This window comes from Salimicrobium halophilum (genome assembly GCF_900100295.1).
Lineage (GTDB): Bacteria > Bacillota > Bacilli > Bacillales > Halobacillaceae > Salimicrobium > Salimicrobium halophilum.
On record NZ_FNEV01000003.1, the window covers coordinates 278,364 to 299,392 of the forward strand.

Sequence of the window (21,029 nt, forward strand, 5' to 3'; positions counted from 1 at the left end):
AGAAGATTTTGGACAGAACAGTTAGAAAAAAAACCCTGAAGTACTCGCTAAAAGCTTTCCAACAGGGTCTATTTCCACTTGTTTCTTTCACAGGGTTAGTGTGAATTTATCAAGTAACGTTTCGTTTAATTTATTAAGGAGTGAAAGTAAGGGCACTTGTAGTTGACTCAGTGTCGTTACCTGCAGCATCTTCGTACTCATCAGTTTGAGTAGTGAAGCTGACGTTGATGTCACCTGTAGCACCACTGTAGTCGGCCACAGTCAATTCAATAACACTGTCATCACCAGTTTGCAAGCTAGCTGCAGTTACAGCATAGTCAGTAGAGTCACCATCTGTAACTGTGAAACCAGCTCCACTAGCATTTACATTTGCCAAATCTTCGTTAGAAGAAACTAGAATTGTAGTTGCATCACTACCAGCTGCACTAGTTAGCATAGGAGCACTAGCATCTACCGTGATAGTATTTGAAGCTTGCTCATAGTTGTTAGAATCATCAACAGAGTATACGAAATACTCACCATCTGTTGAACCATCTGTTTGGAATACATCAGAATAATCAAGAGTCGTTGCTGTATTAGCAGCTACGTCATTTTCAACTGTATATGAAGAGTCTAGACCATCGGATGCATCATTGTCAGTAGAAATCACAATATCTAAAGCTTCATCAGCATCAGAGTTAGTAATTTCCAAGGAACCTGTATCAATATCATCACTCGCAACAGTAGTAGAAGCAAGTGTTGGAGCATCTCCAGCAGTTGTGTCAGTTACACTAGCTTCCATTTGGAAGTCTACTGGAACATTTTTACCATCAATCATAATAGAATCGATGAAGAGAGTAGCGTCTCCTGTTTCACCAATCACACTTGTTGTATTAGTAGAATTTAGAGTGAATGTTGCTTCTCCACCTTCGGAGATTACACTTGTATCATCAGATAGGACTTCTACTGAATCAATATTTGAAACATCTACAGTGCTACCATCTTGAGTGATTTCAAGTGCACCTTTAACGGCTGCAAATAGATCTCCACCAGTGCTACCAACTTCCACTGAATTATCAGTTTGAGTTACGTCGTATGGAGCTTCCGTGTCCACCACTTCTACTGTTTCAGTTGCAACTTCTAGAGATCCTACAGTTGCTTCAAAAGTATAAGTTCCTTCAGTATCCAAATCTACTTCGCCACTACCATCAGTAGAAAGGTTAAGTTCACCATCAGTAGTAGTTACTGGAGAAACGGATAGCTCATCGCCATTTTCATCCGTAATAGTCCAAGTAGCATCTACAGCGTCAGACACTTTAACATCATTTTCATCAACTGGGAATACTTTTAGTGCAGTAGTTTCAGCAGTATCAGTGTTAGAAGTGTTTAGATCTAGCTCTTGAGCACCCTCAATGTTGTAATCAGCGATTTCTCCAGCTTCTTCAACATTTACGTCGAAAGAACCTGTAATTGTACCATCTGAATTCATAACTGTTACAGTTGAAGTACCTGATTCACCATCGACTGTTTCTAAATCAAGGTTTACCTCACCGTCAGCGCCTGTATCGATTTGAACTCCGTTTGATGCATCTGAATCGTTATCTAGATTAGTTACATCTACTGAGTCTCCATCTACTTCTACAGTAAGAGTTTCATCAGCTGCAAAATCATCACCATATTGGTCTTGAAGGTTAACAGCTACTGTCTCTTGACCATTTTCAACGTTAGGGTTAAGAGTAATATCTCCACCTAGAAGGTCACCATCTTGGGAGAAAGAAAGGTTAGTGAATTCTGCAGCTTCTACAACTTCAATTGTAACAATTTCAGAAACACTTCCATTAGTTACACGAACATCTGCTGTACCTTCTGTTCTTGGAGTTAGCTCTCCAGTACTTTCGTCTACAATTAGTACGCTAGGAGTAAGTGATTCGAAAGTAACGTCTCCAGCTGCTGCCTCACCATATTGGTCTACGAAGTAAGTTTCCAAAGTAGCGTCTTGGTCTACTGCTACATCGTAATCCGCTTCGAAGTCATCAGCATCCCAGTCAATCATGCTTCCTGTAGTATCTACAGTATATTCACCTAGTTCTACAGCTTCACTAGCATTCGCTGTTACACGGAAACGATCACTTGTCTCGTCACCTGCAGAAATAGTAACAAAAGCTGACTCTCCATCTGCTAGTGTTATTTCATCACCAGTAATACTACCTGGAACTGTTGAATTAAATGTTACGTCAGTAGAATCAGTTACATTCAGACCTGTGTCCGTAAGAACTTCATATTCAATTTCTGTTGCTGTATCAGCTTTGATTGTTTGATTCTGAACCTGAATTTCAGCAATTTCTCCATAAAGGAAGTCGAAGGAATCTGTAAGAGTTTCTTCTCCAGACTCAACAGTTACATCGTAACTACTTTCATCTGTAAGCTCATCGTAAAGAGTTAGGGTAGCGGATTGACCATCCTCTGCAAGCTCTACGTTACTTACAAAAACACGATCTCCGTCTTCACCTTCAATAGTAACATCATTGCGATCGAAAGCTTCTACTTCTTGGTTGAATGTTACTTCAACAGTTGTAGGAGTAATCGCACTTACAGATTCTACAGTTACTTCTTCATCCATACCGTCGTTCCATGCATTTACTGTTTCTTCTGGAACGAATTCAGTGTTCTCGTCTTGTGCAAGATCTTCAAGAACGTCCGCAGATTCTGTGCCTTCTTCAGCGTCAACGATTGCGTCTACAAGGTCGTCCCATTCGATGAACTTGCCTTCTTCAACACTTACTGCATGCGGGGAAGCGTTCATTACGTAGTCGTAAAGTTCGCCTTCGCCGTCTGCAATTGCATCAATATAGTCTTCCCACTGAACGACTGTTACCTCGCCGTCCATTTCGAAAGCGATTGCGTCTGGAGTTGCTGCGGCAGCTGCTGGTGTCGCTGCTGCTGGAACTGCTACTGCACCAGCGATCGCTGCTGCTGTCATTACCTTAAATGGTGTCTTCATGTGTTCATTCCTCCTAAAATATGATTAATATATATCGATTACTTCAGGAACCGGACCTTCATCACCGAAAATCGGCTCTCCGTTTTCATCGAATTCCACGTTCTCCACAATGCTGTCGACTGTGTCCTCTGACATTTGAACGTCAGCATTCGCATGGATATCGTCTAGTACCTCAATGGAACTCATTCCATCTTCAGCGTCGACGATAGCATTGACGAATTCATTATAATCGACAAAGCTTCCGGAGTATTTTACCCCTTTGATGCTCGTCTCAGAGTCTTGGACAAGGTCATACATGTTGCCTTCTCCATTAACGATCAAATTCGCATAATCTCCCCAGCTGACCGAGAAGGTGTTCTCTCCGTGGGAGAAAACGAGACCTTCAGGGCTTTCAGCAGCCATCGCAGGAGCTGCGGCTGCCGCAGGGAGAAGTGCAAAAGCTGCAGTGAAAGCAACAGCTTTCTTATTGACACTTCTCATATGCTACACTCCTTACTTAGTTAGAAACCCAAACAGTTGCAGCTTCAAGAGCTTCTACTGTTACAGAAGACGGAATTTCAGCGTTACGGAAAGAATCGTTTTCTGCGTCAAATTCGATGTCATACGTTGTTCCATCTTCAAGTTCGATGGATACGTCAGACTCAGCTGTAGCTCCATCAAGAGAATCAAGTGGAAGGTCTACAAGTTTGTTGATGCCTAGAAGGTCTGCAGTAGTGGATCCTTCAATGTCGGATACAGCACCAAGGTCCATAGGCTCATCAGAATCATCATCTTCCGTTTCAACCATTACGACTGCGTCAAGTAGGTCTTGTTTATCGAAGGACTTTTCTACTTCACCGTTACGGAAGGAATCTTCTTCAGCATCATACATAAGTTCAATAGTTTCACCGTCTACTTCCAAAGTAACCATAGAGTCTGCTGTCGCTCCGTCTAGGTTAGATAGAGGAATATCTACTACCCAGCTAACGCCAAGTACGTCTTTAACTGTACCTGCATCTGCAACAGTAACTTCAGTGTCCATGTCATAGTTCATTGCAGCATAAAGCATTGCTGCGAAGTCCATACGTTTGATTTCTTCACCCACACCGAAAGACCCGTCAGGGAAACCGCTAGCAACGCCTGCGTTTGCAACAGCGTCGATGTAATCCTGAGTAAGAGCACTTTCTCCACGGTCTGTGAAGTCAGATTCCGGAACGTCTTCCCCTACTGGAAGATCGTACGCTTTTGTAAGAACTACTGCCATTTGCTCACGAGTAAGTTCTTCATAAGGATCGAAATCTCCGTCTACACTACCCTGGAAGTATTCTGCATCGTAGACAGCGTCTACAGTGCTTTCATATCCGCCAGGAACATCTTCGAAGTCGTAGCTGATTTCACCATCAGATTCAAGACCTTTTGCACGCTCAAGCATAAGAGCTGCCTGGATACGAGTAAGGCTCTCGTAAGGGTGGTAAGAACCATCCTCAAAACCCATGATGATTTCATCTTGATATAGTGCATTGATGGCTTCGTAGTGCGTCATGTCCTCTGCTACATCAGGGAACGAATCCGCTGCCGTGTGATCATCTGCTGCTACTGCACCAGGTGCCATGGCACTCGCTACGACTGCAGCACCGGCTGCTGTAGCAAGTACATTACGATAAGACTTACGTTGGTTTGCCATGTAAAATTTCCTCCTTGTTATGTACTTTGGTGAGTACATTTTTTTATATAAAGATCATCCCGAACATATCAGGAGTCTTTTATAATGTACAAAGGTAGCAAAAATTGCTTTGTTAAGCAGTTTTTCCCTACTACCCGGCTCACATTATCATTCTAACAAATGTTACATTTTTTTCAACAAATATTTTCATAGAATGACAATGTGTATCCACTTGATTACAAGTGTAACAAACATAAACTGGGAATAAATGTGTCTTTGTGTTCATTTTAATTAACAAGCAACAACAAATGTACCATGTAGCCTGAAAATTGGCAACTGAAGATGTGCCCATAGTAAAACTATCGACACAGAATGTGTAACCTAAAGTAACCTGCTGTAAACGTTTTTATAAGATTTTGCCATATTCTCTGATGAGAAGTGCTCACTGGCGCGCTTGTAAAGATTGTAACCTTTCTGTCTTAATGCTCCCGTATTTTTACAGGTGACAGCCTCTTGAAGTACCTCTTCCAGAGAATCAGGGTCTTTGATCGGGACGACCCATCCATATTCTTCATTCGGGACGAGTTCTCGTACTCCTCCCACATCTGAAGTGATGACGGGACGTTTCTCTTTGGCCGCTTCTAAGAGTGCCAGTGGGAAACTTTCACTTACAGAGGTCAATAGTCCGACGTCCGAGATCTGATAGATTTCATCGACGTCGGAGCGTCGGCCGAGGAAGTGGACGTTAGGCATACCTTTTGCCTGCTCCCGGATTTCCGATTCATATGGGCCGCTCCCCACTACGAGAAGATGAATGTCAGGATGGTTTTTCAGCGCCTCGAAAGCGTACTGGTGCCCTTTCACCGGGTGAAGGCGAGCGACCATTGCGAGAACGAGATCATGTTCGGTGAGGCCCAGATCGGATCTCGTTAGTGTACGTGTTTTTCCTGTCGGTTCAAAATCGATGCCGTTGTAGATGGTCGTGATGTCGATCGCGTGGATGTTGAGGTCGATGAGCTGCTGTTTGAAGCGCTCGGACACGGCAAAGAAGTGGTCCATCCGTTTATAGGCCCACAAGTTCAGCTTGGTGAATACTTTGCCTTTCACCCCTCCCCCCATGAAGTCGAGCGTCGGGTCGGAGTGCATGGTGGTGACGAGAGGTTTGTTGAATTTCTTCTTGGCGGTGGCCGCGAACAGGTTGGCACGCGGGCCGTGGCTGTGGACGATGTTTACTTCTTCTTCTTTAAGAAGTTCGACGAGCCGCTTCGCCGCCGTCATGTCGTACCTGCTCTTCTGTTCGAGCAGTCGGACATCGATATCACGGCGACTGGCTGCGTAGTAGAGGTCCCCTTTCTGCATACAGATGAGAAGCATTTCTTCCCGCGGGAACTGTTCCAGGAGCGAGAGGACGTGGTTTTTCGACCCGCCGGTCTCGGCTCCGGAGATGACCTGAGCTATTTTCATAGGCGTTTCCTTCCTTTCGTGAGGATTTCCCAGGCGAATTTCGGCAGGGCGGTCTGACGTTTGAAGCGTTTCGGATCAGACAGAAGACGGTACAGCCATTCGAGATTCATGTCGCGCCATACTTTCGGTGCCCATTGAACAGCCCCGGCCCAAACGTCGAGGCTTCCGCCAACGCCCTGATAGACTTTCACAGGCAGTCGCTCTTTGTTGCGGCGGATCCACAGTTCCTGCTTCGGGCTCCCGAGTGCGACGAACAGCATATCCGCTTCCGCTTCCTGGATGTGCTGCACCACTTTCTCCTCGTCGTCTTCATAGCCGTTTTCATAGCCGGCAATCGTGATGTTCGGATGGTTCTTCTTGATATTCGCAATCGCTTCGGTGACGACTTCCTCTTTCGCTCCATAGATGAAAACGCGAAGGCGCCTCTGCTCAGCGAGATGCAGGAGATACCCCATCATTTCGATACCAGTAACGCGTTCCGTTATAGCGCCGCCTGTCCATTTCGATGCAAGGACGACGCCGATGCCGTCCGGGATCTGGAAGGTGGATCCATTGATGAGGTCACGCAACTGTTCGTCTTCGCGGGCTTTCATCACCTTTTCCGGATTGACGGCGATGACCGTCGACGGTTCGCCTGCCTCGATGTTCTTCGTAATCTGCTTGATGATCTCTTTGTATGTAAGAGGCGCCACATCGACGCCTAGGAAATTTTCCTTCATCATGCGTCGATCGGCTCCAATCCGCTCAAGTTTCCGATCGGGTGGATGAGCGTTTTGCCAGTGGAAGCTGGCAGGCAGTTACGAGTGTCGAGAACCACGGGTGTCTTCATGTGATCAGCGAAGACGGACGGATCCATCTCTTTGTACTCGTTATGATCGGCGAGGACGAGAGCGACGTCCGCCTGTTTGAGAGCTTCCTCCATGTCATGCAGACGGAGAGGCACGTGTTGCTGTTTCACATGCGGGTCGTGACAGTATACGTCGTAGTGTTTCTTATTATTCGTCAGTTTGAAGACGATATCGATGGCCGGGCTCTCCCTTACGTCATCGACATTCCCTTTATACGTAAGTCCGAGGACGGCGACTTTCGGGTTGGAGATATTTTTCGTCAGTTTATCGACCTGAGACACGACGAAGTCAGGCATCGAGTTGTTGATCTCGCGGGCCGCCTGCATGAGTGGCGAAATGTCTTTCGCTTTTTCAATGATGAAGTACGGATCGACGGCGATGCAGTGGCCTCCGACGCCCGGCCCCGGCTGGTGAATGTTCACACGCGGGTGCATGTTCGCCAGGTGGATGACGTCGTGTGCGTTGACGTTCAGTTTCTCCGATACTTTGGCCAGTTCATTGGCAAGCGCGATGTTGACGTCGCGGTACGTGTTCTCCATCAATTTGGACATTTCCGCGGTGAGGGCCGTCGTTTCGAAAATGTCACCTTCGACGACGCGGCGATAGACGTTCGCTGCTTTCTCAGCCGCTTCTTCCGTATATCCGCCGACGATGCGGGTGTTTTCTTTCAGTTCCGTCATGATTTTGCCCGGGATGACGCGTTCCGGACAGTGGGATAAGTATAAATCATTGTTGTCGAGGTCCCAGCCCGCTTCTGTCAGGATCGGTGCCACGTTGTCGTAGATGGTGCGCGGCGGGATAGTTGATTCGACGATGATCGTGTCTCCCTTTTTAATGTAAGGAAGGATATTTTTCGTCGCTTTTTCGACATAGGTGACGTTCGCTGTCTGGTCGTCGTAGACAGGGGTCGGCACGGCGATGATGAAGACGTCCGCTTCTTTAGGTGTGGTGCCTGCTGTGAGATGGCCGGATGCGACAGCGTCTTTGATGACGTCGGCGAGGCCCGGTTCTTCGATATGAATGTTTCCTTTATTTAACGTGTCGACTACGTCTTCGTTGATATCGACGCCGTGAACGTTCGCACCGGCTTGTGCGAAGATTCCTGACGTCGGCAGTCCGATGTAGCCGAGTCCGATGACACAAATGTTATCCATAAGTATATTCCTCCGAAATCTTTTTTTCACGCCTATAGTTTATCATAATCGGCGCGGTGAGTGTTATTTTTTGGTGATGAGTCTTTGTAGTTTTCTTATTCCTTCCCCTGGGTTGCGGGGAAGGATAGGTGATTCTTGATGCTTTGGCACCGTTCATGGGGGTGTTGTTGTGCTGAGTGTCCCGCAAATGCTTTTGCCACCCACTCACAATATTGGAGATGAGGTGAACGGTGCGGTAGCTGGTTTGCCGGTCACTCAGATAAGATGCGCTGGCCTGAGTGGGCCGCAACGCTCCAAAGCCAGAAGATCAAGGCTTTAATGACTACCTTCCCCCGCTTTCGGGGAAGGTACATGCATTCTGGATGCTTTTGGGCACCGTTCATGGGTGGTGTGGGTGTTCCGAGTGTCCCGTAAATTCGTTTGCGACCCACTCATTCTTATGATTCGATTACGAACGGTGCAATAGTGGAAGAAACGGTACACTCACGTCAGGAATGCCAACTTGAATGTACCGAAAAACCACCTGGGAACCTGAACCAGGGATTACTTCCCCTTTTCTCCGTGTAATGCTATGATGGAACACAGATCACAGAAAGGACGGATACACATGAAGATCGTTATTTCAGGGTTTTACGGGCTCGGAAATACGGGCGATGAGGCGATTCTCGATTCGATTATCGACAACCTGCGCTCGGAACTCGATGAGCCTGAGATTACCGTTTTCTCCCTTTCCCCGGGAGATACCGGGAAAAAACATAATGTCCACAGTATTTACCGTGGATGGCGGCACCAATTCAAGGATAAGGTCCGCGCGCTGAAGGAAGCCGACCTCGTCGTGAGCGGCGGTGGCGGACTGCTGCAGGATACATACCCGACGCGGATCATTTTCGGGCCGCTTCCTTATTACCTGCTGATCGTTTTCCTGGCGAAGATGGTCCGTACGAAGGTGATGTTCTTTTCTCAAGGGATCGGTCCGGTGACGACGCCTTACGGAAAGGCCCTTATGAAGACGTTCGGAAATCTGGCTGATTACGTGACGGTCCGTGACCAGTATTCGCTCGACTATCTTCGCGACCTCGGCGTGACGCGTCCGGAGGGTGAGGTTACAGCGGACATCGTTTTCGCCTATCAGACGAAAGACGACGATACAGCTTATCAATCACTTTCTGTGACCGGTGAGGAAAAACTTGTCGGAGTAAGCGTGCGTCCATGGTTTCAAGAAGAACAATATAAAAAGGAAATGGCCGAGCTTCTGGATGGTCTGATTGAGGAGCGCGGGGTTACGCCTGTATTCATTCCTATGGAAGGTCATCATGATACGACGACGTCGAAGGAAGTCCAGAGCTATATGAAGAAAGCGGATCAAACGCTACTGTTGGGTGATGATTTCACCCCGAATCAGTACGTGCAGTTTATGAAGCATTGCGAAACGGTGATCGGCATGCGCCTGCATTCGCTTATTTTCGCTTCGATCATGGGCGTGCCTTTCTCAGCGATCAGTTATGACAAAAAGGTAGAAAGCCTGGCGAAGCGTACCGGTTTGTGGGACTATTCCACGACGCTCGAAGACTTCACAGCCGCCACGCTTCTCGGGTCTGTAAAACAGGTGTTTGATGACCGCGAGAAACTGGCTCGTGATTTAGACAAGGCTCAACAGGAACTGAGACAAGAAGCGCTTCACAACGTAGAAATTCTGAAACAGCGATTCGGGAGGGACTAACTATGCGCATTATGATGACGACCGTATTCGACTATCCCCACACAGGAGGACTGTCGACGCACGTTGCGACACTAAAAGCAGGACTCGAAGAACTCGGCCATGAAGTGGACGTCGTATCGTTCACGGACGTGCCGGATGCGAAGAAGCAGGTGGCACGCGGCTCGAGCTTTCTTTTGAATAAAGTTTCCAAAGGAAAAGGCATCATCGCCGGCCACCGCGTCCGTCAGCAGCTGCTCGAGGTTCTGATTAAACGGAAAGCGGAAGATAAAGCGTACGATATCATCAACGCTCAGGACGTATATGCGTCCCTCGCTTCGTTCAAGAGCGGTGTTCCGGTCGTGTCCACGGTACACGGCTATCTCGCTTTTGAAGCGGTGAGCCGCGGTGCGGTTTCTTCTAATTCCAAAGAAGCGAAGCATATGCAGGAGCTCGAGCGTGAAGTGTATCGCCAGACGCGTCGTCCGATTACGGTCGACCAGCGGATCAAGGACTATATCCAGGAGCTTGCCGGAGTCGAAGGAGAACGGATCTACAACTTCATCAACGTCGATCAGTTCCAACCGCAGGTGGAGCGTCGTGAGGAATTGCGTGCTTCCTTCGGATATGATTCGGATGATGTATTGTTGTTCATCCCGCGCCGGATGACGCGTAAGAACGGGGTTATTTTCCCGGCGAAGGCCTTGTCGTTGATTCATGAGAAATATCCGCGCGTGCGTCTGTTGTATGCAGGTTCCGGTGAGGAAGAGCAGAATATCCGTGACATTGCCCGCGAGACTGGCGTCGAGGATCATGTCCATTTTCTTGGAAACATTCCACATGAAACGATGAAAGACTACTATGCGATGAGCAACGCTACGTTGATTCCGTCCATCCACTCGGAAGGGGTCGAAGAAGCGACATCGATCTCCGCACTTGAAGGCATGGGCGCAGGTGTACCTGTCGTCGCTTCAGGCATCGGCGGTCTGAAAGAACTGATTGATGACGGAGAAAACGGTCTGCTCGTCGAGGAACAGTCGCCGGAAGCGATCCGCGATGCCGTCTTCCGTATTATTGAACAACCAGAAGAAGGCGAACAGATGGCCAAGGCGGCACGGGCGCTGATCGAGGAGAATTATTCCCACCACGCAGCCGCTGAGAAATTTGCCAAGATCTACGAAAGTGTACTTTAATAGAAGGGTGCCCGTTTGACGGGACCCTTTTCTTTTTGTTTACTTATAAAACGGACGATTGAATAGTAGATGGTCGCAGCGACATTTCTTGTCAAAAACGCTGCAACTTCATCACATACTTACAATTATGGAGGACATGCTATGGGACGTTTGAAACAGGCAGCCATTTGGATTACCTTGCTGTCTCTGCTTTTGAAAGTGATGGGATTCTTCCGCGAAAGTGCCATCGCCTGGGAATTCGGGGCGAGTGAGCTGACGAACGGATTTTTCCTCGCTTTCGCTTTTGTAACGCTTACCGTTACGATGGTCGCCAACGGATTCAATACAGTATTCCTACCCGAATACTTGCGCCACCGCCGAGAGATGGAAGGCCGGGAAGGCGAAGCCGAACGTGACGCTTCAGGTGTGCTAAGCTACACGGTGCTTCTTTTTCTTCTTATGTCGATTATTCTGTACGTCATTGCGCCGTGGTTCGTGCCGTTCATCTATCCTGGCATGGGGATGCTGGAACGCGAAGTCGCCGTTGAAATTACGCGCGTCTTCTTCCTGTTCATGTCGGTAATTGCGCTCAGCGGGATGCTGGAGTCGTACCTGCAGAGCCTGCGCATCTTCGTACCGACGCAGGTGGCGAAAATCAGCGGTACCCTCTTCTCCGTCGTGTTCATCTTCCTGTTCGGAGATATGTGGGGCATCCACTCCGTCGCGTACGGGTTCGTGTTCGGTACCATGATCGGTGCGGGCGTGCAGTTCTATTATCTGATGAAAGGCGGCTTCCGCTTCCGTCCGACGTTGAAGATGGATTTCGGGTTTTTGAAAGGGTTCCTGCTGATGCTCGCGCCTGCCCTGCTCCACTCGTCAGTCGGGCACGTGAACGTTTTTGTCGATAAAGCATTTGCTGCCGGTATTCCGGGGGCAGCCGTTACGTATCTGAACAACGCATCGCTTTTGATGAGTATTCCGAGTACGATGTTTGCGACGACGTTTGTCGCGATCGTGTTCACGCTGTTGTCGGAACGTGCCGATGATACGAAAGCATTCCAGGATACCCTGTTCACCGGCTATCAGCTCGGTGTCATCGTGCTTCTGCCGATTGCGGTCGGAATTTTCCTCATCGGGGAACAGGCGATTGCGTTCATCTACGAGCGCGGTCAGTTTACGGCCATGGATACAGAAGCCGTGTTTGATGCCTTGAAGTTCTATGTACCGATTATCGTGACACAAGGACTTTTAACCATTTCCGTTAGAGCGATGTACGCGAGTGGTCGTGGTAAGCAGATCCTTATGGTCAGTTCGACGACGATTTTGTTGAATCTACTGTTCAACTATCTGCTCGTCGGGCCGCTCGGATATCCGGGGCTTGCTTTGTCCAGTGCGCTGGTATCGCTCTACTACTTCACGATGATTACGCTTGTGCTGTACCGTGACCACGCCAAGTCTGAATTGGTGCGATTCACCGTGATGCTGTTGCGTGCGATTCCACCGGTTGTGATCATGGGCGTTGTCGTGTGGGCGGTCGAAGTCTATACGCCGGTTACGCAGTTGTATTCTCTCTGGCAGCTGGCGATTCTCGGTAGTATCGGCGCGCTTGTGTATGTAGGTAGTGTGTATGTGCTTTACAGGAGCGGTTTCCAAGCTGTTGTGCGTATGGTCAAGAAGAGAGCTTGATGTTTGTTTGGTTGGGCGCGACGTTCGGGCCGGGGTTTTCCGGTCTTGAGCGTCGCTTTTTTGTTTTGCGGTATGTTCTAGGAGGGGTTTTTTTGCCTGAGTGGTTCGTTTCTTTCGTATTACACCGTTCGTGAGCCTTGATAAGAGCGTGAGTGGTTCGTTTCTGGATTTGCGGTACGCTCAGCACAGGTTCTCCATCTGTGAACGGTGCACAAATGCATTCAGAATGCTTGTCCTTCCCTGCGAGCAGGGAAGGAGTTTATGGAGAGCGCTTGCTGGACACTTAGGTTAGAGTTTCTCTCTTGAGTGGGGCGCTATTTTCATACGGCGCCGTTCAAAAGTTAAACCGACGCGTGAGTGGGGGCAAACAGATTTGCGGGACACTCGGACTCAGCCTTCTCCCCTGAACAGCGCCCAATGCATTCAATCTTTCAAAGACAACAAAAAACGCCTTCCCCTTTGATCAGGAAAAGACGTTATGTATCACTTCTGTAAGAGTTGCATTAACTGTTCAATGACATCCTGAGAACTCGCCAGTTCTGATGTCTCTGCCCGCTCTTTGACGCTTTGGAGGGCTTCTTTCAGTTGATCAGCATGTTTCATGATAACCACCTTTTTCACCGTTTTTACTATATTCGTAAGTTATTAGACTTTTTAGACGCTTTTTTACAACTTTCCACATTGTACCACAAACTAACAGTATTTCCACTGGGATTTCCAATATAATATGCAAAATAACGGAAAACGTGCATACAATCCATATATTCCCGTATCGATTATCATTAAACTATTCTTTATATAGAACATTTTATTCCTTAAATAGGTAAAAGTCAACATCTTTCGTAGAGGATTCTATGTATTTCTACACAAAAGTAAGCGTACCTTCGAGAGGCACGCTTACTGGTTGTCGTTCTTATTCAGTTTCCATCTATTGAATTCCAGATAGTCCCGGAACTGTTCCTTCGAGATACCGGAATTCATGGCGTCTTTCACGAGGTTGATCCATTCATCATCGAGTGGTTCGTTGATGTCCTGTTGTTCCCCATGTAGGAGGTAATTCATCGAGACATCGAGTTCATTAGAGATCTTCTCTAAAAATTGGATAGATGGGTTCTGCTGGATGTTACGTTCAATGGAACTCAAGTACGATTTTGCTACCTTTGCTCTTTCAGCAAGTTCGGATAACGAAAATCCACGATCTTTTCGTATATGCTGTATACGATCCCCTATCATGTCTCTCACCTTCTTTCCAAAACCAGTATAGCACATAGTTGACCCACGTTCTATATAAAGTACCCTGTTTTTTTACCAATAAACGATTTTTTCAAAAAAACATTACTTTTTTCCTAACGTATGTGCGAGTAGTTATACGAGTGTATAGACTCTATATTTTTCAGCCTTTCCCTTTTCATTTAATTGGTAATCATATTAAGTGCCTTATTTTCTAAAACGAACAAAAGCCTTCCAGCAAAATGGAAGGCTTTCTTCTTTAAACTTTTACGGAGTATAACGGATTTGGAAAAGGTTCAGTGTCGCTGATTCGTCAACTTGATCCACTTGTGTCAATCCGTCCTCTCCTTGGGAAAGCTGGTGCTCTCCGTTTGCATTGAAAGAGACGAAATAGTCCCCTGCATTGTAACGGTAAGAGACGCCATCGAACAGTTCATTGTAATAGACTTCATCCGGTTCCCCGAGAGAAGCTTTCACATCTGCCAGTGTCGAATCACCAGTACCTCTGGCATCCGGGAACCAGGCGATGCTGTTCACGAGCTCATCCGCATCATCATCGTTCATGCCACTGATGCCTAAGAAAATATTTCCGTAACGTTCGCGCGGCCCTTCGATATTGACCTGCTCATCCGGGTCGCCGTACTCAAGAGTGACCGTCGGGAAATACTGACCGAGCATTAGACGTGTGTCGAACAACGCGCCTCCTGCTTCCACTTCATCGAGCGCTTCCTGACCACCTGCCAGGAAATCAGAAGGTTCATAATCACGGAGCGCGGTCTGCTCTTCGTAGTCTTTATCCTCGACGTTCATTGCATTGAAAAGCATCGCGGAAAAGTCCTGACGCTTGATCGGGTCGCCGACGCCGAATTCATGATTCGGATACCCGCTGGCTACGCCGAAGTGATAGACAGAGTCGAGATAGTCGCCGAGGGACGTCCAGCCACGATCATCGAAATGTACCGTAGGCACATCCTGGAGCTGAAGATCGAATGCTTCTACTAGTACCTTCGCCATCTGTTCTCTTGTCAGTTCATCATACGTACCGAATTCATCGGAACTTTGCCCCTGGAAAATCCCTTCTTCATAAAGCATGTCGACGACTTCATTATATTTGTCGGGAACGTCCTCAAAACTGTGGCTCACTTCACCGTCGAAATCGAGGTTCAGCGCACTTTCGAGCATAAGCGCCGCTTCAATTCTTGTTAGGGACTCATTCGGACGGAACGTACCGTCGTTGAACCCGCTGACGACTCCCTTCTGGTACAGCTGATTGATCGCTTCGTAGTGTGTCATGTTCTCCGATATGTCCGAAAACGAATCCGCTGCCGTGTGATCATCGGCTTGCACGCTCATCACTGAAGTAGCGGCAAGCGCACCGGTAAGTATAGCAGTTCTTTTTTTCATAAAAAAATTCCCCTCCTTAGTATAGATACATTCCCTAGTGGGAAACTTTTCTAAACGTTTTTGTTCATTATTGAATGCAGTGATATTGTTCTGCTAGGACAATCCTATGCAGACCGTAAGCGGTGTTATGCGGAGAGTTTTTACTGACTACCTTCCCCCGCTCTTGGGGGAGGTACTCTAATACTTGGGCGCCGTTCACGGGTGGTGCGCTGCCCCTGAGTGTCCCGCAAATGCTTTTGCCACTCAGAAAAGGATTCCTAGCTTGAGCGTCCAGCAATAGACTCCTTCCCTGCCAGCAGGGAAGGACAAGCATTCTGAATGCATTTGTGCACCGTTCACGGGTGGTCCACCCGACTCGAGTGTACCGCAAATCCAGAAACGAACCGTTCATGTTCTGATTCGAGTCACGAACGGTGCAGTACGAAAGAAAAGAACCACTCAGCGAAGAATTTCTCGCCTGAACGTCCAGCATCTCGAACATATCCAGTATCTTCCAACCTACCTTCCCCGCCCTTGGGAAGGTATAAGGATTCAAATGCCCTTAGGCACCATTCACGAATAGCGATTTTGCGCTGAGTGTACCGTAAATCCTCGAATGGACCGCTCACGCTCTTTTGAAAGCTGGCGAACGGTGCATTTAGAAAGAAATGAACCGTTCAGCGACATTTTCTTCGCATGAACGGTTCGCAAAAAGAAAACCGCCGGGGCGTAAAACCCCTGGCGGTTGATTATTCCACCCGCTTCCGGAAGAAGCCGGTGATTTTTGCTGACAGATCGTCAAAATACGTGTAGACGACTGGAATCAATACGAGCGTGAAAAAACTCGATACGGTCAGACCGAAGATGATCGTGACTGCGAGCGGCTGCTGGGCCTCCGCTCCCTGGCCGATACCGATGGCAAGTGGCACCATACCGAGAACGGTGGTGATCGTCGTCATCAGAATCGGTCGCAGGCGGTTCGGTCCCGCTTCGAGAATCGCTTCGTACCGGTCGTAGGAACGCCTGCGCAAAATGTTGATATAGTCGACCAGCACGATAGCGTTGTTCACGACGATACCGGCGAGCATGATTACCCCGACGAATGCCGGCATGCTGAGCGGCAATCCGGTGATGAACAACCCTCCGGCGACACCGACGATGGTGGCTGGCAGGCTGAACATGATGATGAACGGGAACAGGAAGTTCTCGAACTGCACAGCCATGACCGCGTAGACGAGGAATAGCGAGAAAAGCAATGCGACGAATAGATCGCCGAACGCTTCTTCCATGTCCTGGGCTTGGCCGCCGACTTCGTACGTGTACCCTTCCGGATAATTGAGCCGGTCGAGCGCCGCTTCCACGTCCGCCGTCACGCTCCCGAGATCACGTTCTCCGATGTCCGCGGTGACGTTCACCTGCGGCTGCTGATTTTCCCGGAGCAGCGTTACCGGTCCTTCGATCTGGCGTACTTCCGCTATGGAAGAAAGCGGGACGAGCGCGCCTGTCGCTGTCGATATCGGCAAATTCTCGAGGTCCGCAATGGTCGAATGTTCATCGACCGGCGTCACGAGGCGAACTTCAATTTCCTCGCCGTTTTCCCGGTATCTCGTCGCTGTCTGTCCCTGGAAGGCGAGCTGCACTTCCGAGATGACCTGCTGTTCAGTGAGCCCGTACTGGCTCGCTTTCTTCCGGTCGACCTGGATGTCGAGCTGCGGTTCGGAGTCTTCCGTGGAGGACGAAGGTGCGACGATGCCGTCGATGTCTTCGATCATGTAGACGACCTGATCGGCGAGTTCGTTGAGCACCTCATATTCCTGACCGTTCAACTGGACCTGGATCGGGGAACCGGTGCCGAGCCCGGCGGACATTTCCGTCACTTCCACCTCAGCCCCGACGACGTCCTGCAATTCTTCATCGAGCTCTTCCATCACCTGCTGGGTGGACCGCTCCCTTTCCCCGGGATCGACGAGCTGGATCGTGTAACTGGCCCGGTCGGCACTTCCCCCGGCAAGCCCCATTTCTCCGCTCCCGATCGACAGGTAATGCACGTCGATCACGTCTCCGAACGCGTTGAGACGTTCGCTGATGTCTTCGGTCACTTTTTCCGTTTCTTCAAGCGCGGTACCACGTTCCAGGGAAACGTCGACTTCAATCTGCCCCTGGTCGGATTCAGGAATGAACGATGTTCCGATCAGCGGAACGAGAGCAATACTTCCTCCTATCGCCAGAAGCGTAAGGAGCACCGTCGTCTTCCGGAATTTCAATACCTTCCGAAGAACGCGCTGATAGCCACGGTTCACCTTTTCAAGAAAACGGTCGAACCAGTAGCGCTTGCCGTTCTCCATCGCTTTGGTCAAAAGTTTCGACGACAGCATCGGAATCAGCGTCACGGAAACGGCGAGCGATGCGATGAGCGCGAAGGAAATCGTGAGAGCGAGCGGCGTGAACAGCTCGGACGCGATGCCTTCCACCAGCATGATCGGCAGGAATACGACAAGGGTCGTCGTAGCCGATGCAATAACGGCCGGCGCGAGTTCGGACGCCCCTTCGCTTGCCGCTTCTTTCATCGAATACCCCAGCTGTCGGTACCGGACGATATTTTCTAAGATAACGATCGAACTGTCGACCATCATCCCGATCCCGAGCGCGAGTCCGCCCATCGTCAGGACGTTCAGCGTCTCGCCGGTGAAGTACATGAGCGTGAACGTCGAGATGATCGCAATCGGAATGGAGATCCCTATGACGAGCGTGGCTCTGACACTTTTCAGGAAAAGTAACAGGACGGCGACCGAGAACAGGCCACCGAGCAGAATGTTGACGATGACGCTGTTGATCGAAATCTTGATGAATTCCGAAGTGTCGAGCACGGTATCCATCGAGACCTGATCGGGCAGGTCGGGCGCGAGTTCATCCATCGCCGCCTGGATATTTTCCGCGGTCTCCACCGTGTTGGCATCCGTTTTCTTCAGAGCGGAAAGAACGACGGCTGTATCGTTGTTCACTTCGGAGACGGTGCCGGTGTCTTCGATTTCTTTTTCCACGGAAGCGAATTGATCCAGCGTCAGCCGGGCTCCCGCTTCCGTTGTGATGATGGTATTCCTTATGTCTTCAATCGACGAAAACTCTCCGTTGACGCGGATACGTATGTCTTTGTCCCCTTTATCGATGGAACCCGCGGAGGCCGCCTGATTCGAAGCGTTCAGCGTCTGGACGATCGTCTGGGTGTCGATGCCGAGCTTATTCAGTTCCGCTCGGTCGATCTCGATCTGGACTTCTTCCGTCCGGCCACCCTCGATGGAAATCGAAGCGACGCCTCCCTGACGCTCAAGGAACGGCACAATCTGATCCTCAGCAATCTGCTGCAGCTCCTGCGGCGTATCTCCGGAAAGGCCGATTGTCATAATCGGCAGCGCCTGTGGATCGAAGCGCAGAACGTTCGGTTCCCCTGCTCCTTCTGGCAAGACACCGGAGACTTGCGAGACCGCTTCCCTAACTTCGAGAAGCGCACTATCGAGATCCACTCCGGTGGAAAACTGCATGAAAATGAGCGAGGCCCCCTGTTGGGACTGCGACTGCAGAACTTCCAGGCCTTCGAGAGAACTGACGGACCCTTCGATCGGACGACTGACGAGCTGTTCCACGTCCTGGGGCGCGGCTTCTTCATAGGTGGTCGAAACGACAGCCACCGGCAAATCGATGTCCGGATAAAGGTCGATGGTCAGGTTGCGCAGCGATACGAACCCGAGAGCGAGAATCGCCGCGACGATCATGATGACGCCAACGGGGCGTTTGATGGATGTCTGGACGAGCTTCATTTATTCGTCCTCCCCGATGACGCGGATGGTCGCTCCATCCGTAAGGGTGATCTGCCCGGAAGTGACGATCCGGTCTCCTTCGTCGAGATCCCCGGTGACCGCTGATTCTTCGGTTTGCGAAGCTTCGACAGATACCGGAACCTGGACGGCTGTATCTTCTTCGATTTTATAAACGTACGCTTCCTCTGATGTCTGCACGAGCGCTTCCGTAGGGATAATTATCGTATTGTCCACGACGGTCTCGGGTAAAAGAAGCGTTGCCATCATCCCAGGCTTGATGACGTTATTCGGGTTCGGGATTTCCGCTTCCACGTCATAGAGCCCCGTGTCTCCCGGTACGGACGACACATAGGTCACGGTCGCTTCGTTCGGGTTGGCGAGGACGTCCATGGCTGTGCGGTAGGATTCGTTTTCCTGAAAAAGGGGAAGCTGACCTGCCGGAATGGAAGCGGTGATGACAGCCGGATCCGTCGCAACGATGGTCATGAACGGCTGCTGGTTCGTTGCAATGTCCCCGACGTTTCCTTCAATAGAAGTAACGATCCCGCTTCGTGGTGCGGTAATCGTCTCCGGAGCGGCCTGGTCTTGTGCCTGTTCGAGCTGGATCTGCGCCTGTTCCACTTGCAGGCGTGCCTGCTCGACACTGGATTCTGCCTGATCGAGCTGCTGCTCGGCCTGGGAAACTTGCGCTTCGAGTTCCTGTTCGGATGGACCCAGGAACCCGTTCCCTGCTGATTCTTTCTGGTCGCGGGCATCATTCACTGCCTCCTGAGCCTCTTCACGGGAAGATTGGGCTTGAGAGAGTTGTTGACGGGCTTGTGCGAGAGCATTTTCCTGCAGTTCAACCTGGGACTCTCCCTGCTGAGGCGTGACTTCTGCCAGTGCGTCTCCCTCTGTGACGCGATCTCCTTTAGCTACGCTGATGAATGTGATTTCTCCCGGTGTTTCCGGTACTACAGCTGATGTGGCGGCAGGTGAGGATTGAGCGATGACTTCCCTATTGACGGTGAAGGTGCCTTCGCGTACGTCGGCTGTTTCGACCGGCGTAACTCGCTCGACTTCTTCTTCGGGCGTATCGTTCGAGCATGCGGCTAGTAGTAGGATAAAAAGGAATGCGAGTAGTGCTTTCTTCATAAGATCTTCCTCTCTTCGATGAATGCGGACCCCTGGTCGGGAATTTGCGGACCTTGGCTTATGTTTTGCGGACCTATTGTCTGTTTATGAATCATTTGAGGACTTTTCCTCAGATTTTGCGGACCATCGGCAGAAAAAAAGCTGCCGTTTCTTAACGACAGCCTTATCCTTATTATAGCGTCGAGCCCAGCTGTGATACAATCAGATCGATTTTCTTTTCCTCAAGGAGCTCATAGTCTCCGAAGCGCTGGTCGAAATGATCGAACACCGGCTTCAGCTCTTCCTTTTCGAGAAGGTTCTGATACGTCTCGTAGATATGACGATATTGATCGATATAGCGTTTCATTTTTTTATAAAAGCCGGACAAATGATACGTCGACGAGAAATCGAATGCTTTGAACACGGACGTCTCATAATGCGGAAACGCCGGATGAATTGCATGCAGCATCGCAGTCGCGACCGGAAACTGCAGCGTATGGTTCCCCTTATGGTTCGGAATCTCGAATAGTTCTTTCGTAATCCGGTAAATATTCGGGCGCTTCTCTTCCCGCGCGTTCTCCATCAGCTGAAAGTACGTCGCTTTGAACTCATCCGTCAGACTCGGATTCTCGAGACGGAAAAAGTTGCGGAATACAAACTGATAAAGCCCGTCCTCCGGCACATATGTAGCGTGGTACATACGATGGGCGTACAGGTAGACCTCGATTTTCTCTTCCGGTATGTGATTGATCAGCTGCTCGTAATCGTCTAATATCCATGATGTCAATTCTTCTGACGTTCTATATTTCATAGTTTCCTCACCCCGTCTTTATTTTCGCACACTGT

Annotated in this window: 14 protein-coding genes; 3 read left to right on the forward strand and 11 right to left on the reverse strand. The window is 49.4% G+C overall.

Going from position 1 to position 21,029, the window contains the following annotated elements:
- Window positions 1-133 precede the first annotated feature (133 nt).
- The 6 genes from BLQ44_RS06975 to BLQ44_RS07000 all read right to left on the reverse strand — a co-directional run bounded on the left by BLQ44_RS06975 (window position 134) and on the right by BLQ44_RS07000 (window position 8,088).
- Window positions 134-2,980, reverse strand: a complete 2,847-nt coding sequence (locus BLQ44_RS06975) for an autotransporter outer membrane beta-barrel domain-containing protein (protein WP_093193166.1) — start codon at window positions 2,978-2,980, stop codon at window positions 134-136.
- A gap of 24 nt (window positions 2,981-3,004) precedes the next feature.
- Entirely contained in the window at window positions 3,005-3,460 is a 456-nt protein-coding gene (locus BLQ44_RS06980) for a hypothetical protein (protein ID WP_093193167.1), read from the reverse strand.
- Window positions 3,461-3,476: 16 nt separating this feature from the next.
- A complete protein-coding gene (locus BLQ44_RS06985; protein ID WP_176757459.1) occupies window positions 3,477-4,643 on the reverse strand; it encodes an S-layer homology domain-containing protein in 1,167 nt (388 codons plus the stop codon).
- Window positions 4,644-5,003: 360 nt separating this feature from the next.
- Window positions 5,004-6,086 carry a glycosyltransferase family 4 protein gene (locus BLQ44_RS06990; RefSeq protein ID WP_093193169.1) on the reverse strand — a complete coding sequence of 361 codons (1,083 nt, stop codon included), beginning with the start codon at window positions 6,084-6,086 and terminating at the stop codon, window positions 5,004-5,006.
- Complete coding sequence (locus tag BLQ44_RS06995) at window positions 6,083-6,808, reverse strand: WecB/TagA/CpsF family glycosyltransferase (RefSeq protein WP_093193170.1); 726 nt, start codon at window positions 6,806-6,808, stop codon at window positions 6,083-6,085. Before BLQ44_RS06995 ends, BLQ44_RS06990 begins: the two co-directional genes overlap by 4 nt.
- A complete protein-coding gene (locus tag BLQ44_RS07000; protein WP_093193171.1) occupies window positions 6,805-8,088 on the reverse strand; it encodes a nucleotide sugar dehydrogenase in 1,284 nt (427 codons plus the stop codon). The genes BLQ44_RS06995 and BLQ44_RS07000 overlap by 4 nt, the downstream gene beginning before the upstream one ends.
- A 607-nt stretch (window positions 8,089-8,695) precedes the next feature.
- Between BLQ44_RS07000 and csaB the strand changes: the two genes are divergently transcribed.
- The 3 genes from csaB (at window position 8,696) to murJ (ending at window position 12,642) form a co-directional block, all read left to right on the forward strand.
- A complete protein-coding gene (gene csaB, locus BLQ44_RS07005) occupies window positions 8,696-9,808 on the forward strand; it encodes a polysaccharide pyruvyl transferase CsaB (protein WP_093193172.1) in 1,113 nt (370 codons plus the stop codon).
- Between the two features lie 2 nt (window positions 9,809-9,810).
- Entirely contained in the window at window positions 9,811-10,977 is a 1,167-nt protein-coding gene (locus tag BLQ44_RS07010; protein ID WP_093193173.1) for a glycosyltransferase family 4 protein, read from the forward strand.
- A 141-nt stretch (window positions 10,978-11,118) separates the two neighbouring features.
- Window positions 11,119-12,642 carry a murein biosynthesis integral membrane protein MurJ gene (gene murJ, locus BLQ44_RS07015; protein WP_093193174.1) on the forward strand — a complete coding sequence of 508 codons (1,524 nt, stop codon included), beginning with the start codon at window positions 11,119-11,121 and terminating at the stop codon, window positions 12,640-12,642.
- Window positions 12,643-13,539: 897 nt separating this feature from the next.
- Here murJ and BLQ44_RS07020 read toward each other — a convergent pair.
- From BLQ44_RS07020 to BLQ44_RS07045, 5 genes are all read right to left on the reverse strand, one after another.
- Window positions 13,540-13,875, reverse strand: a complete 336-nt coding sequence (locus BLQ44_RS07020; protein WP_093193175.1) for a helix-turn-helix domain-containing protein — start codon at window positions 13,873-13,875, stop codon at window positions 13,540-13,542.
- Window positions 13,876-14,139: 264 nt separating this feature from the next.
- On the reverse strand, window positions 14,140-15,276 hold the full coding sequence (locus BLQ44_RS07025; protein WP_093193176.1) for an S-layer homology domain-containing protein: 1,137 nt from the start codon (window positions 15,274-15,276) through the stop codon (window positions 14,140-14,142).
- Window positions 15,277-16,004: 728 nt separating this feature from the next.
- Window positions 16,005-19,070, reverse strand: a complete 3,066-nt coding sequence (locus BLQ44_RS07035) for an efflux RND transporter permease subunit (protein ID WP_093193178.1) — start codon at window positions 19,068-19,070, stop codon at window positions 16,005-16,007.
- A complete protein-coding gene (locus tag BLQ44_RS07040) occupies window positions 19,071-20,204 on the reverse strand; it encodes an efflux RND transporter periplasmic adaptor subunit (RefSeq protein WP_093193179.1) in 1,134 nt (377 codons plus the stop codon).
- 172 nt (window positions 20,205-20,376) lie between these two features.
- Window positions 20,377-20,994 carry a hypothetical protein gene (locus tag BLQ44_RS07045; RefSeq protein WP_093193180.1) on the reverse strand — a complete coding sequence of 206 codons (618 nt, stop codon included), beginning with the start codon at window positions 20,992-20,994 and terminating at the stop codon, window positions 20,377-20,379.
- Between the last annotated feature and the right edge of the window lie 35 nt (window positions 20,995-21,029).

Coding starts and splice junctions, on each gene's coding strand:
- BLQ44_RS06975 (WP_093193166.1), bottom strand. CDS start 2,980: ATGAAGACACCATTTAAGGTAATGACAGCAGCAGCGATCGCTGGTGCA.
- BLQ44_RS06980 (WP_093193167.1), bottom strand. CDS start 3,460: ATGAGAAGTGTCAATAAGAAAGCTGTTGCTTTCACTGCAGCTTTTGCA.
- BLQ44_RS06985 (WP_176757459.1), bottom strand. CDS start 4,643: ATGGCAAACCAACGTAAGTCTTATCGTAATGTACTTGCTACAGCAGCC.
- BLQ44_RS06990 (WP_093193169.1), bottom strand. CDS start 6,086: ATGAAAATAGCTCAGGTCATCTCCGGAGCCGAGACCGGCGGGTCGAAA.
- BLQ44_RS06995 (WP_093193170.1), bottom strand. CDS start 6,808: ATGATGAAGGAAAATTTCCTAGGCGTCGATGTGGCGCCTCTTACATAC.
- BLQ44_RS07000 (WP_093193171.1), bottom strand. CDS start 8,088: ATGGATAACATTTGTGTCATCGGACTCGGCTACATCGGACTGCCGACG.
- csaB (WP_093193172.1), top strand. CDS start 8,696: ATGAAGATCGTTATTTCAGGGTTTTACGGGCTCGGAAATACGGGCGAT.
- BLQ44_RS07010 (WP_093193173.1), top strand. CDS start 9,811: ATGCGCATTATGATGACGACCGTATTCGACTATCCCCACACAGGAGGA.
- murJ (WP_093193174.1), top strand. CDS start 11,119: ATGGGACGTTTGAAACAGGCAGCCATTTGGATTACCTTGCTGTCTCTG.
- BLQ44_RS07020 (WP_093193175.1), bottom strand. CDS start 13,875: ATGATAGGGGATCGTATACAGCATATACGAAAAGATCGTGGATTTTCG.
- BLQ44_RS07025 (WP_093193176.1), bottom strand. CDS start 15,276: ATGAAAAAAAGAACTGCTATACTTACCGGTGCGCTTGCCGCTACTTCA.
- BLQ44_RS07035 (WP_093193178.1), bottom strand. CDS start 19,070: ATGAAGCTCGTCCAGACATCCATCAAACGCCCCGTTGGCGTCATCATG.
- BLQ44_RS07040 (WP_093193179.1), bottom strand. CDS start 20,204: ATGAAGAAAGCACTACTCGCATTCCTTTTTATCCTACTACTAGCCGCA.
- BLQ44_RS07045 (WP_093193180.1), bottom strand. CDS start 20,994: ATGAAATATAGAACGTCAGAAGAATTGACATCATGGATATTAGACGAT.